The following is a 13,918-nucleotide window of genomic DNA, read 5'->3' as shown; positions in this document are numbered from 1 at the left end:
AGATGGCGCGTAGTCGCATTACGTCGATGCAGGAAGTGACCGGTAACCGCGCAAGCGGTGAGCCGGCCGTTGTCAGGGGGCTGCAATGAGTGCGCTTCGCGATGCGATGAGCCACGCCGCGCTGGGCTGGGTCAAGCCGGAGCTGGACGAAACGTTGCGCCAGGCGCGCAACGAGATCGAGTACTTCGCCGAAGAACCGTCCGACACCAGCCGGATGCGCTTCTGCGCCGGTTACCTGCACCAGGTGCAGGGCACCTTGCGCATGGTCGAGCTGTACGCGCCGGCGATGGTGGCCGAGGAACTGGAGCTGCTCGCCAACGCGGTGCAGGCCGGTGAGGTCAGCGACCGCGACGAAGCCTGCGCCATGCTGATGCGCGGCACCGTGCTGCTGCCCGACTATCTTGAGCGTCTGCAGAACGGCCATCGCGACATCCCGATCGTGCTGCTGCCGCTGCTCAACGAAATCCGCGCCACCCGTGGCCAGCCCGGCCTCAACGAGAGCGTGCTGTTCGCGTTCGACCCGCAGGCCGGCGTCGCCACCGAAGCCGAACTGGATCACGCACGCGGCAGCCTGTCCGGTCGCAACCGCGAACTGCTCGACACGGTCGGCAGTGCGGTCAAGGAAGAATTGCTGCGCGTCAAGGACGCGCTGGATCTGCATCTGCGCACCGGCGGCGACATCGCCGAGCTGCAGACCCAGGTCAAGGATCTCGGCAGCGTGGCCGACACCCTGGGCATGATGGGCCTGGGCGTGGCACGCAACGTCGTCGTGCAGCAGCGCGATGCGCTGGCGCGCGTGGTCGATGGCCAGGTGCAGATGGACGAAGGCGTGCTGCTGGATATCGCCGGCGCGCTGCTGTACGTGGATGCGTCGCTGGACGATCAGGTCGCCAGTCTGGGCGCCGACAGCGGCGACGGCAACGAGGCCAGCAACAGCGCCACCTCGTCGGAAGTGCGTCGCACCGTCGATGTGCTGGCGCAGGAAGCAATCGCCAACTTCGGTGCGGCGCGCGAACACTTCGTCGCCTTCATCGAGACCAACTGGGATCACGCGCGTCTGGCCGATGTGCCGCATCTGCTGGGCGAAGTCGGCGGTGCCTTGCGCATCCTCGAGTTGCCGCAGGCGGCCGATTACCTGGAAGGCGTGCGGCGTTATGTCGATCTGGAACTGATCGGCAAGCAGCGCGTGCCCAGCGGACGTCAGCTGGACACGCTGGCCGACGCGATGGCCAGCCTGGAGTATTACCTGGAAGCCCTGCGCGAGCGCCGTCCCGGCCGCGAGGAGATTCTGGACATCACCCGCAACAGCCTGGAAACGCTGCGCTATTGGCCGCTGCCTTCGGGTCAGCCGTCCGAATTGCCGGTCGGTGCCGACCAGCCGGGCAGCGTTGCCGAGCTGCAACCGGTTGCCGTGTCGCTTGCCCCGCATGCTGGCACGCCGGATGCGGCGGCCAACGATGCGGCGCCTGTCGCGCCGCTGGAATGGGCCAACGAAACCGTGGTCGAAACGCCGTTCGCGGCCAGCGTGGTGCACGACACCGGCGCTGCGGCGACCGATACGGTGTTCTCGTTCGACCCGGTGGCTGCAGAAGAAACCCTCTCCGGCCAGGCGCACGTGCCGTTTACGGTTGCGCCGCTGGACTTGTCCGACGACGGGACGCATGCGCCCGGCGATTGGCAGCTGGAAACCACCGGACAGGCTGCACCGATCGCCACGTCCGCGTTCGACCCGGTCTCGGCCGAGCAGGACGGTCACGCAGCGGGCGAGGCCGCGCAGGTCAGCTACACCGTGGATCTGAGCGCGCTGGAACAGGAGCAGACCGCCGCGCCTGTCGTGGCCGACACCACGCCGTTGCAGATCGAGCAGATCGAGTTGCCTGGCGATATGGACCAGGTCGACGCGCCGCTGGATTTCATTGCCGACAACCAGGCGCGCCGCGCGCAGACCAGCATCGAAGATGCGTTCTCGCCGCCGCCGGCTCCGCCGCAGGAGCTGGACGATCCGTTTGTCGAGTCCGCGCCCGACGTCGCACAGCAGGCCCCGACCGACGCCAGTGCCGAGCAAACGACTCCGCGCGTGCAGCAGGCCACGGTCAGCGAGTTCGAACTGGACGATGCGTCGGCCGCCTTCCTGGCGCAGCTCGACGCGGCCGCCGCGCAATTCGACGTGACGCGTCCGCAGGATGCATCCGCCCCCAGCGATGCAGCGCCGGTGCAGGCAGCGAGCGAACCGGCGATGGCCGATACCGCCGATGCCGGCATTTTCGGCGGCTTTGGCGACAGCGATATCGATGACGACATCCGCGATGTCTTCCTCGAAGAATTCGACGAAGAACTGGTCAACCTCGGCCAGTTGCTGCCGGTCTGGCGCGCTGCGCCCCATAGTCCGGACCACCTGCGCCCGATCCGCCGCGTCTTCCACACCCTGAAGGGCAGTGGGCGTCTGGTCGGCGCCAGCGTGCTCGGCGAATTCAGCTGGAAGATCGAGAGCATGCTCAACCGCGTGCTCGACAACTCGCGCCCGGCCAGTCCGGCGGTGGTGGCGATGGTCGAGCTGGCCTACGAGGTGCTGCCGCAATTGAACGCAGCGCTGCGCGACCAGGGCCGCATCGCTGCCGATCTGCCGGAGATCCAGGCCGTTGCCGAGCGGGTGGCCGCCGGCGAAGAGGTCTATTACGTGCCCGCACAGGTAACGCCGGCGGCGCTTGAACCTGCTGCGATTCCTGCAGTCGCCGGGGCGCTTGTCGCCGGTGGCACGCCGGCATCGGTGGACAGCGTGCTTCGCGAGATCCTGGAAGCCGAAGTCGCCACGCATCTGGAAACCGTCAACGCCTGGTTGCAGGCCACGCAGGTCGAGCCGCAACTGGCAACCGAAGAGTTGCTGCGCGCCGTGCACACCATGAGTGGCGCGTTCGCGATGACCGATGTGCCGGAAATCACCTTGGTGACCACGCCGGCCGAAAGCTATGTCAAGCGCCTGCTTGCGGCGTCGCAAACGCCTTCGCAGGAAGGCATCGATGCGATCACCGCCACCGCTGCAGCGATCGCGACCACGGTCACCGCACTGCGCGCCGACGCGCCGCTGATTCCGTCGTTTGCGCCGTTGACCGAGCGCCTGCGCGCCTTGGTGGACACGCTGCCCGAAGCGCAATGGCCGCCGCAGGTGGCCCTGGACGAGCTGGACGAGCTCGACGCTGCCGGCGACGAGGTCGACGCCAACCAGACGGTCGAGCTCACCGGCGTGGAGGATCTGTCGCAGTACCTGGACTCCAGCGCACTGCCAGCCGATACCGCTGCACCGACGCACCCGACCGACCAGCCGCAGGATGCCGACGCACACGCCGAGACCCCGATTGCGGTGGACGAACTGGCCGACGCCGAGGCAGGCAGTTTGCGACATGCGCTGGACGTCCCTGCAGCCAGCGACGAGCACGTCGCAGCGCTGGAGCAGGACGGCGCGTTCGCCGAATCTGCCGATGCCGCGTCCAGCGACGGCGTCGCACCGCTAACGCATACCGAACAGGCCGACTCGCTGCACGGCGAAGCCGCGCAGCATGACCAAGCCGCAGCGCAGGGCACCGATGCGCACGACAGCTCGATCGATGAGCCGGCGGTCGAAGCCGACGCCTGGGATGCCACCGAGCTGCAGCACGTCGAGACGGCGGATGCGCCGTCGCAGCCTGCCGACCCGGTCGAAGATGCAGCAAGCGAAACGGACGCCGCTGCCGATGCATCGCCGTCTGCGCACGACCATGCAGACCACGCCACGCACGTGGACGACAGCGTTGCGGTAGACGAGCTGGCAGAGGCGGAGGCCACGTTGGGCCAAACGCAGACGCTTGCACCGGTGTCCGATACCGACACGGTTGCAGACCAGGCGACTGTCGACACCATCGAGGCACTGGAAGCGGTTCACAGCGATGCCGCGGTCGCCGACGAGGCGCCTGCCGCGATCGACGAGGACTGGACGCCGGAAACTGCGGCGCTGGACAGCGTTTCGACCGATCAGGATGGTCAGGACCTCGCTCAGGGGGACGTCGACCACGTCGCCGCGTCGTCCGAGCACGCCGCCGGCACGCAGGATCACCACGCCGAGCATGCGGCCGACCAGGCCGCGGAGCACGCCGAGTCGGTGCAGGCGCATAACGCCGATGCAACGACGAGCGAACAGGCGCAGCACGCCGCGCAAGCGGACGAGCTCGCCGGAACGCAAGACCAAGCGGACGCCGAGCAGCTGGCGCATTCCGAAGCGCAGGCGGCGTATGACGCACCGTCGCAGTCGGACCCGCTGGTCGCATCGAGCGAGCAGCCGGACGCCATCGACCAGGCGCAGCCGCACCAGCAATCGCACGACGAGGCGCCGACTGCCGACGCTGCCGACGACGCAGCGCAGGCGGACGTCGAGCACGTGGATGCAGTGCACGCAGAGGCCGAGCACGCCGAGACGGTGCATGCCGATGACGCAGTGCCGGAGCAGACCATCGCGTCGGTGCAGGCGTTCGAAATGGCGCATGCGGCCGATCAGGTCGAAGAATCGGGCGATCCGCAGTCCGGGACCGTGCCGGAGCTGCAAGACCACATCGCGACTACCGACGCCGACGCGCAGCACGACGACGCGACTGCAACGGGCGATCAGCTCGAGCAGGCAGGGCACACCGACGCCGCTGAATCGGCGACTGCCGAGGCTGCGGATGTCGAGCACGAAGCCAGCGCAGCGTCGGCCCTCAGCGCACCGGTGGAAGACGCCGCGCCGGTCGAAGCGGCAACCAACGAGGTGGGCGCCGCGTTCGATATCGGCCCGCTCAACTTCGATCAGCTCGATGGCGAACTGGTCGACATCTTTGTCGAAGAAGGCCGCGACCTGCTCGACCATTGCGACGGTCTGCTCGCCCGCATGCGCGAAGTGCCGGAAGACCGCGAGGTCCTCAACGGACTGCAGCGCGATCTGCACACGCTCAAGGGCGGCGCGCGCATGGCCGGCATCAACGCCATCGGCGACCTCGGGCATGCGATCGAATCGCTGCTCGAAGCGGTGGCGGCCAACCGTACCGACATCGATCGCGATGACGTGCGCCTGTTCGAACGCGGCTTCGACCGTTTGCATCAGTTGTTGACCCGCACCGGCATGCACCGCGCCGTGTCGATGCCGACCGACCTGGTGGAAGCCTTCGAAACCCGGACCCGTGGCCGCAACGCTGCCCCGCCCAGCGACGCCGATGTCCGCGCGATCGCCAAGGCGTCGGTGGAGCCGGCACCGTTGTCGGCGCCCGTCCCGGTCGACGGCCAGGTCGAGGAAGAGCTCATGCCGCGCGCGCAGCAGGAACAGGTGCGCGTGCGTGCCGACCTGCTGGACCGCCTGGTCAATCACGCCGGCGAAGTGGCGATCTACCGTTCGCGTCTGGAACAGCAGATGGGCGCCTTCCGCGGCGCCATGGGCGAACTGGATCGCACCAACGCCCGTCTGCGCGACCAGCTCCGTCGTCTGGACCTGGAAACCGAAGCGCAGATCGTGGCGCGTTATCAGCGCGAACAGGACCAGGGCGATCGCACCTTCGATCCGCTGGAACTGGACCGCTTCTCCACCCTGCAGCAGCTCAGCCGCGCGCTGAACGAATCGGCGGCCGACTTGGGCGGCTTGCAGGGCGTGCTGGAAGATCTGTCGCGGCAGTACGACGGCCTGCTGCAACAGCAGTCGCGCGTCAGCTCCGAACTGCAGGACGGCCTGATGCGCGCGCGCATGGTGCCGTTCGACGGTCTGGTGCCGCGCCTGCGCCGTGTGGTGCGCCAGGCAGCCAGCGATACCGGCAAGCAGGTGCATCTGGTGCTGGAAGGTACCCAGGGCGAACTGGATCGCAACGTGCTCGACCGCATGGTCGCGCCGTTGGAACACATGCTGCGCAACTCGGTCGCACATGGCCTGGAAACGCCGGAGCAACGCCGCGACGCCGGCAAGCCGGAAGAAGGCAGCATCGCGATCCGTCTGCGCCGCGAAGGCTCGGAAATCGTGCTGGAAGTGGCCGACGACGGCGCCGGGCTGGACCGCGAGGCGATCCGTCGCCGCGGCGAGCAGCGCGGCCTGATCGAACCCGGCCAGGAGCTCAGCGAGGCCGAACTGGATGGCCTGATCTTCGCCTCCGGCTTCAGTACCTCCGAACAGGTCAGTCAGCTGTCCGGCCGTGGTGTGGGCATGGACGTGGTGCGCAACGAAGTGCGTCAGCTCGGCGGCTCGGTGGATATCCACTCGGTGCGCGGCCAGGGCGCCACCTTCACCCTGCGCCTGCCGCAGACGCTGGCGGTCACCCAGGCGGTGTTCGTGCGCATCGGCGAAACCACGTTTGCGGTGCCGGTGGGTTCGGTCAGCGGTATCGGCCGCATCTCGCGCACCCGCTACGAATCGGGCGAGGGCGGGTATCACTACGCCGGCGAAGAGTACGTGCTGCACGACCTGGGCTCGCTGGTCGGCCAGCCGGTTGCGCGCGCGGATGGTCAGGCGCAGGTGCCGTTGTTGCTGGTGCGTGCGGGCGATCTGCGCGCCGCAGTGGCGATCGATCAGGTGCTGGGCAACCGCGAAATCGTGGTCAAGCCGGTGGGTCTGCAGATCGCGTCGGTGCCGGGTATCTACGGCGCCACCATCACCGGCGATGGCCGCGTGGTGGTGATCCTGGACGTGGCCCCGCTGGTGCGTCGTTACCTCAGCCAGCCGGCGCGTCCGACCCTGGAAACCCCGGCCGAAGCGCAGCGCCAGGTGCCGTTGGTGATGGTGGTCGACGACTCGCTGACCATGCGCAAGGTCACCAGCCGCGTGCTGGAACGCCACAACCTGGATGTCACTACCGCCCGCGACGGCGTGGAGGCACTGGAACTGCTGGAAGAGCGCGTGCCGGACCTGATGCTGCTGGACATCGAAATGCCGCGCATGGACGGCTACGAGCTGGCCACTGCGATGCGCGCCGACCCGCGCTTCAAGTCGGTGCCGATCGTGATGATCACCTCGCGCAGCGGCGAGAAGCATCGCCAGCGCGCCTTCGAGATCGGCGTGCAGCGCTACCTGGGCAAGCCTTACCAAGAGTTGGATCTGATGCGAAACGTGTATGACCTGCTGGGGATCGCCCGTGTCCGAGACTAATGGCGCAATGGGAACGCCGGTCGCCCTGCTGGGTCGGCCGGGCGAGGCGCGCGAGCGCCTGCGCGAAGCGCTCGGCCTGGCCGGTGCGCAGGTCGTGCTGGAAGACGAACCGTCGGCGGTCGACGTGCAGATGCTGCGCGACGCCGAGCCGGTCGCGGTGCTGGTCGCGCTGGAGCCGGCGATCGAAGACGCACTTGAGGCCTTGGAGCCGGCCTTCAACATGCCGGGCGTGACGGTGATCTTCGACGAGGCCGAACTCACGGTGCGTCGCGAGGGTTGGGAAGCGCAGCGTTGGGTGCGCCATCTGGCCGCCAAGCTGCACGGCCATGCCGATGTGTTGCCGCCCGGCACCGAAAGCGAGCCCTCGCTGCAACCCGAGCCGGGCCTGACGCTCGCACCGCGGCAGCATACGGATTTGCAACTGGATCAACATCTGGAAGCGGCCGCGCATGCCTTCGAAAGCATGCCGGGCGATGCGATGTTCGCGCGCGCGGTCGATCACGCGCAGACCCCAGCTGCTGCCGACAAGCCGGGCCCGACGCTGGGCGATTCCAGCACCTGGGGCCTGGTCGACGAGGTTGCCGTGGTGGTGCGCCCGCGCACCGACGTGGATGTGGCGGCGCTGTCGACCGGAGGCTTGTCCCTGGTGGATCTGGAACACAGCGGCGAGGTGACCGGCGCAGTGCTGGTGATGGCCGGCATCGGTGGTCCGGATGCGATCCGCCGCCTGCTGGCTGCGCTACCGCCGAATTTCCCGCGTGCGGTGCTGGTGCGGATGACCCTCGATGGTGGCCAGTACGGCAACCTGGTGCGACAGATGGGGCGCGTCTCCGCGTTGCCGGTCGAACTGGGCGAGCCGGGACAGGTGGTCGTGCCGGGCAAGGTCTACGTGTTGTCCGACGAACTTGGCGTGCAGCAGCATGCAGGTGCGCTGGCGTTCGTGGCGCACAGCGATCCTGCGGCGCTGATCGCCGCGCTGCCGGCCACCGACAGTGCGGTGCTGATGCTCAGCGGCGCCAACGAGGCGCTGGTGGAGGCATCGCTGGCACTGGCCGAGCAGGGTGCTTGGTTGGCCGGTCAGTCCGCCGACGGCTGCTACGACCCGGCCGCTGCGGCGCGCCTGGCCCGGCAAGGCATTTTGACCGGCGATCCTGCGCAGTTGGCGCAGGCGTTGGCACAGCGTTGGCCGGCGTAAGCCGGGCGCTCCCTCTCAGATCGGAATGGTGCGATGAGCTACGCCAACAATGACGAAATCCGCGGCGTCCTGATTCAGGCCGGCACCGAGCGCGTGCTGCTGCCGAACGCCACGGTGGCCGAGGTGATGTCGCGCGTGGCAGTCGAAGCGCTGCCGGACATGCCGCGCTGGGTCGTGGGGCGCATCGACTGGTATGGCTGGAAAGTGCCGCTGCTGTCGTTCGCACGCCTCAGCGGCTTGGGCGAGGAACCCACTGCCGTCAACAACAAGGTGATCGTGTTGAAGGCGCTGGGCGGCAATCCTGCGCTGCCGTACTTCGCGTTGCTGACGGCTTCGTTCCCGCAACTGATTTCGGTGCCGCGCGACGGCTTGCTGGCCGACGCCTCGGAAGACGCGCTGCCGGACGGCGTGCACATGCGTGTGCTGCTCGGCGAACAAAGCGCGCTGCTGCCGAATCTGGATGCCATCGAGTCGCAGGTGGCGCAGGCGCTTGACTCGGCTGCCGCCGCCTAGAGCAGCCGGGAGAGCGACACCGCAGCGGTCGGACCGGCATCTGCGGTGCTCCCCATCGGCAGGGCGTGCACGCGCAGTGCAACCTCTGTGCGATTGCCGGATCCAACCGGGACATGCATGCAGCGTAGCGGGCGCCGCGCGTGCAGTGACTGCCATCCAGGCGATGCGTTCGCGCTCACGCGACTGCACGCGCCAGGCCGGGGGTCGGTTCGCTACCGGTAGCGCGGCTTTGACGGTGCGATGCACCGCTGTCATCGTCCGATACGCTGCGCGATATCGCGGTTGCAGAGGGGCGCCATGAGCCTGCCCGTCTTCAAGCCCGTGTGCCATGCGGACGGTGTGGTGTTGTCCGACCTGGTCAACGTCGACCCGGCCGCCGTCGCCGACTACCACGCACGCAACCGCGCCCATCTGATCGAGGCGATGCCGCTGCGGCCGCCTGCGTTCTATACCGCCGAAGGCTGGCGGCGGTTATGCATCGCCTACCGAGCGTCGGTGCCCGGCGAGCGCGAACTGCAGCTGGTGTTGTGTGCCGGCCAGGAGGTGATCGGCACGCTGGGCTTTACCCAGATTCAGCGCGGCGCGTTTCAGGGCTGCCATCTCGGCTACGGGCTGGATGCGTCCCATCAGGGGCGCGGCCTGATGTAGTGGGCCGCCACCCAGGGCATTGCGTTCGTGTTCGGACCGCTGGGGCTGCATCGGATCATGGCGCAGTACGTGCCGGACAATGTGCGCAGTGCGCAGGTGCTGGCGCGGCTGGGCTTCCAGATCGAAGGACACGCGCGGCGCTATCTGCAGTTGAACGGCGTCTGGCGCGATCATGTGCTGACCAGCCTGTTGCGCGAGGACGGGGAGTTCGGCGCGCAATGAGGTGTACGGCGGCGTCCCGCCGGCGATAACGGATGCGGCCGCTGCTCGGTGCGGCATGCACGACGCATACATTCCGGTTCCTCCGCACCGTCCACACGCACCCCACGACGACGCAACCGCCAGACCGGCGCGGCCGGTGCTCGGCGTCGGCATGGACGGCTCTCCATGGCGATTTTTCCGCGCCACCGACACCGCCAGGCCATACCTCGCGACATCTTGTTGGCGGCTCTCACTCCGGCTGCGTTGCGCTCACCGTTTCGATGCGCACGCGGTCTGTTGGCAGGCGTGGGTCGCGGGCGATGTCCAGCTGCAAGGGAACATTGCGCTGGCTGTAGGCCTTGCGCAGTCGATCCAGCCACTGCCGGAACGCGTTCGCCTCGGGATCTGCCGCCCAGATGCGCAGTTGCACCGGCCCATGTTGTCCGGCAGGCAGGGCGTGGTCGAGCCAGGTCTCGGGCGAGGTCGTCAACGCAAGCAACTGCACCGGCCTGGCTGATCTGGAGGCATCGTCTGCAGCGCTGGCTGGCAGCGCAGCCCCTGTGGATGCAGACCTGGGAGGCTGCGCTGCGGTGGGTTCTTGCACGCGTTGTTGCGTGGCAGCGTCTTTCTGCAACGGCGCGCGTTTGATCGGGGGCGCGCGCGACAGTTGCGCATCCTGAGGCGCTGGTGCTGCCGTTGCAGCGGCTGGGATGACAGGTGCAGGCTTCCCGCTGTCCAACTGCCCGGAGGGCTGCCTGGTGTCGTTTGCCGGGGGCGTGGCGGCAATTGCAGGCACCGCTGCCGGTTTCGCCTGGTTGCGTGCGGCTGCCTGCACGGCGTTGGCGGCGTCCGGCACAGCAGCGTTGCGATGTGCGGACGAAGACGGTCGCTCGGCCACTGATGCGCTGACCGAGGGCGCAACCGGTGCAGGGAGCGAGGGCAGTGCGAGATCAGCTGCAGGGGCTGCTGCGATGGGTGCGGGTTCGGGAGGTGCTGCGAGCGGCGGCGGAGGGGCAGGAGCGCTGACCGACGCCTCCGCAGGCTGCGCAGGCGCTGGCATCGGCATCGGAGGCGGCGGTGGCGCAAACGCTGGCGGCGGCGCAGACGCCGGTTGCCGCATGCGCTCTTGCAGAGCGCTATCGGGGGCTGTCGGCACTGCCGCTGCTGCAGACGCGGGCGCTAGCGGGCGGCTCTCACCCAGCGGCGCCTGATTGTCCTGAGCCGATCCTGGTTGCTGTTCTGCTTCTGCCTGGGCCAGGTCGGCTGGCGCAGCTACAGCCGGTGCAGCATCCATCGAGGCTGCCGGCGGCGCAGTCGCCTGCCATTGCAGGCCGACGCCGACCGCCAGGGTGACCGAGGCGGCCAACGCCAATGCCGGCATCCAGCGTTGGCGACGTGCGCGACGGGCGGCTGGCGCGGGCCTCGCATCGGTTGGGTGTGCTGCATCGCCGGTCTGCGCAGCGTGCGAGGCGGGCATCGTTGCTGCACGCACCGGAGCCGGCGACGCATCACCCGGTGTCACGCTGGAAGACGAATGGTTTGCCATCTGCTGGGCGTCCAGCGGCGCAGTGGCGTCGCCCACGAACGCATCGGCGCCACCGTTGTGCTGCAATGCGGGCGCGCCGACACCCGCTGTCGTGCCCGGGACCGGCAACTGCTGCTGCAACCACGCGCGTGTGGAGTCGTGTACCGGTGCACCTAGGACTTGCGCCGCATCGTCGCCATCTTCCAGGCGTGCCTGGATGGCGGCGCGTTGGGGAGCCTGCGCCTGCTCCGCCTGCGCGGCAGCGGCAGCGAAGATGGCACCCATCGTCGCCGGTGGTTCGAATTGCAAGGTGTCTGCTGCGTCTGTCGCTGCTGCCTGGGCCGATCCAGGGCCGGCGGCATGGCGCGCGCTATCGGCCTGAGCGGCGGCCTGCGCGAACCACGCCTGCATGCGGTCGGGCGGCGCGTAAGCGGGCAATGCACGCAGCAACGCGGCCATGCCATCTTCGCCAGCAACAAAGCGCTCCAATAGCGTGCTCATTGCGCGGCGTCCAGGCTCAGGCGCAATTTGGCAAAGGCATAACGCAGCCGGCTTTTGACGGTCTCGAAGCCTTCGCCGACGACCTGCGCGATGTCTTCGACGGCAAGGCCGGAAAAGAACCGCAGCACGATCACTTCGCGTTGCGCGTCGGGCAAGGCCATCACCGCACTGCGCACCCGATGCTGCTGCTGCCCCAGCATTGCCAGCTGTTCGGTGGACAGGTCTTCGTCGGGCAGCTGCAGATGGCTGTCGTCCAATGGCATCGAGGTGGCGACGTAGGCGCTACGGCGGGTGTCGATCCACGCATTGCGCGCGATCTGCAACAGAAAACTGGTGAAGGCCGCTTGCCCCGGGCGGTAATCGCTACAACGGGTCATCAGCTTGACCCAGGTCTTCTGCGCCAGGTCTTCGGCCTCGCTGACATTGCCCTCGCACTGCCAAGCCAGAAAATTGAACAAGGTGCGGTTATGCCGCTTGAACAGCTCGGTGGCCGGCTGTTCGACAAAACCATTGGCGACGAGGAGCATGAGCTCCTCGTCGGGGAGACGCGCAAGATCGGCCGGATGCATGCGCGCAGTATAGGCAACCGCTGCGCGCATCAGTCGGTGGTGGCGACCGGTCGGCTGCTCAGCGCCTGGGCCTGCTGCACCATGCGCAGGAAGTCGGCGCGGTAGCCGAAGCGGTCCTTGCCGATGCTGCCTGCTGCCAGGGCGCGCAGCTGTGGATAGTCCCAGCCGTGCAATTGGGTGCCGCCGCGCAGGCGTTGGCCGAAACCAGCCACCGCTGCCGCAAACCGGAACGCGTCGCTGGAGGCGTCCAGCGCCACCTGCTGGTCGCGGCGGATGACGGTGTCCAGCAGACGGCTGCGGTGTGCGTCCGGCAACTTGTAGCGCAGCTTCAGATGCGCCAGTTCGTTGCCGTTGTCCGTGGCCGGGCGTGCGGCTGCAGTGGCATAACGCAGCGGGTCGACTGCGGCTGCGCCGCGTGCGGGCGTGATTTCATACAGCGCGGTGACGCTGTGGCCCGCGCCGATGTCGCCGGCGTCGACCTGGTCGTTGTTGAAGTCTTCGCGCCGCAGTGCGCGGTTTTCGTAGCCGATCAGGCGGTATTCCTGCACGGTGGCCGGGTTGAATTCGACCTGGATCTTGACGTCGCGCGCGATGGTTTCCAGCGTGGCGCCCAGCTCGTGGGTCAAGACCTTGCGCGCTTCCAGCGGCGAGTCGATATAGGCGTAGGCACCGTCGCCGGCGTCGGCCAGCTGCTCCATCAAGGTGTCGTTGTAGTTTCCGGTGCCAAAGCCCAGCGTGGACAACGCCACGCCGGAACGGCGCTTCTCGGCCACCATGCCCTTGAGCGTATCGAAGTCGGTGACGCCCACGTTGAAGTCGCCATCGGTGGCCAGCAGGATGCGGTTGATGCCGCCACGCAGATAGCTTTGCTGCGCCGCCTTGTACGCCAGCTCGATGCCGCTGGCACCGGCGGTGCCGCCGCCCGATTGCAGGCTGTCGATGGCTTCGACGATGCGCGCCTGTTGATTGCCTGAAGTAGGCGGCAGCACCACGGCGGTGTTGCCGGCGTAGGTCACCAGGGTGATGCGGTCCTGCGCGCGCAGCTGGCGTGTCAACAGCTTGAGCGAGGACTGCAACAGCGGCAGTTTATCTGGCGCATCCATCGAGCCGGAGACATCGACCAGGAACACCAGGTTGGCCGCAGGCATGGCGGACGCGGCGACATCGCGGCCGGTAATGCCGATGCGCAGCAGCACGCTGTCGTGATTCCACGGTGTGGGCGCCAGTTCGGTACGCACGGCAAACGCTTGGCCGTCGCTGGGTGCGGGGTCGTCGTAACGGAAGTAGTTGATCATCTCTTCCACGCGCACTGCATCGACCGGCGGCAGGCTGCCACTGGTGAGATAGCGCCGCACATTGCTGTAGCTGCCGGTGTCGACATCGATGCTGAAGGTGGATACCGGAGTGTCTGCGGCCTGCACGATCGGGTTGTCGCTGATGGTCTGGTAGGTCTCGCGATTCTCGGCCGGGGCGGCCGGCGGAGCCGGCAGGATCATGCTGCTCGCCGCTTGTGCCATCAGCGCCGCGGCCGGTGCTTGCCGCGCAAGCGCGCCCCTGACCCTTGGTGCAGGATCCGCGTTGATGGGTGGGGCCGCGGGTTGGGGTTGGGGGTCGGGTTCGGCCGCGGGCGTGTACGCGAT

Annotated in this window: 6 protein-coding genes and 1 pseudogene; 4 read left to right on the top strand and 3 right to left on the bottom strand. The window is 68.0% G+C overall.

What is annotated here, in order from left to right:
- Positions 1-85 precede the first annotated feature (85 nt).
- The 4 genes and pseudogenes from Y887_RS03250 to Y887_RS03235 all read left to right on the top strand — a co-directional run bounded on the left by Y887_RS03250 (position 86) and on the right by Y887_RS03235 (position 9,704).
- Positions 86-7,126, top strand: a complete 7,041-nt coding sequence (locus tag Y887_RS03250) for a hybrid sensor histidine kinase/response regulator (RefSeq protein WP_046962983.1) — start codon at positions 86-88, stop codon at positions 7,124-7,126.
- 7 nt (positions 7,127-7,133) lie between these two features.
- Positions 7,134-8,321, top strand: a complete 1,188-nt coding sequence (locus tag Y887_RS03245) for a chemotaxis protein CheB (RefSeq protein WP_046962982.1) — start codon at positions 7,134-7,136, stop codon at positions 8,319-8,321.
- Positions 8,322-8,354: 33 nt separating this feature from the next.
- On the top strand, positions 8,355-8,834 hold the full coding sequence (locus Y887_RS03240; protein ID WP_046962981.1) for a chemotaxis protein CheW: 480 nt from the start codon (positions 8,355-8,357) through the stop codon (positions 8,832-8,834).
- A 297-nt stretch (positions 8,835-9,131) separates the two neighbouring features.
- Positions 9,132-9,704, top strand: a pseudogene (locus tag Y887_RS03235) (GNAT family N-acetyltransferase).
- Between the two features lie 229 nt (positions 9,705-9,933).
- On the opposite strand, the gene Y887_RS03230 reads toward Y887_RS03235, so the two are convergent.
- From Y887_RS03230 to Y887_RS03220, 3 genes are read right to left on the bottom strand one after another with little or no spacing between them, the layout of a single operon-like run.
- Complete coding sequence (locus Y887_RS03230; RefSeq protein WP_046962980.1) at positions 9,934-11,709, bottom strand: hypothetical protein; 1,776 nt, start codon at positions 11,707-11,709, stop codon at positions 9,934-9,936.
- On the bottom strand, positions 11,706-12,278 hold the full coding sequence (locus Y887_RS03225) for a sigma-70 family RNA polymerase sigma factor (RefSeq protein WP_046963015.1): 573 nt from the start codon (positions 12,276-12,278) through the stop codon (positions 11,706-11,708). Before Y887_RS03225 ends, Y887_RS03230 begins: the two co-directional genes overlap by 4 nt.
- Before the next feature lie 29 nt (positions 12,279-12,307).
- Positions 12,308-13,795, bottom strand: a complete 1,488-nt coding sequence (locus tag Y887_RS03220; protein ID WP_343123095.1) for a vWA domain-containing protein — start codon at positions 13,793-13,795, stop codon at positions 12,308-12,310.
- Positions 13,796-13,918 lie beyond the last annotated feature (123 nt).

The sequence above is a fragment of the Xanthomonas pisi DSM 18956 genome (assembly GCF_001010415.1).
Lineage (GTDB): Bacteria > Pseudomonadota > Gammaproteobacteria > Xanthomonadales > Xanthomonadaceae > Xanthomonas > Xanthomonas pisi.
Note: the sequence above shows the minus strand (reverse complement) of the source record. Positions and strands in the feature narration are given on the sequence as shown.

Bases quoted from the DNA above. Each gene is read 5' to 3' on its own strand.
- Y887_RS03250 (WP_046962983.1), top strand. From the start codon at position 86: ATGAGTGCGCTTCGCGATGCGATGAGCCACGCCGCGCTGGGCTGGGTC.
- Y887_RS03245 (WP_046962982.1), top strand. From the start codon at position 7,134: ATGGGAACGCCGGTCGCCCTGCTGGGTCGGCCGGGCGAGGCGCGCGAG.
- Y887_RS03240 (WP_046962981.1), top strand. From the start codon at position 8,355: ATGAGCTACGCCAACAATGACGAAATCCGCGGCGTCCTGATTCAGGCC.
- Y887_RS03230 (WP_046962980.1), bottom strand. From the start codon at position 11,709: ATGAGCACGCTATTGGAGCGCTTTGTTGCTGGCGAAGATGGCATGGCC.
- Y887_RS03225 (WP_046963015.1), bottom strand. From the start codon at position 12,278: ATGCATCCGGCCGATCTTGCGCGTCTCCCCGACGAGGAGCTCATGCTC.
- Y887_RS03220 (WP_343123095.1), bottom strand. From the start codon at position 13,795: ATGGCACAAGCGGCGAGCAGCATGATCCTGCCGGCTCCGCCGGCCGCC.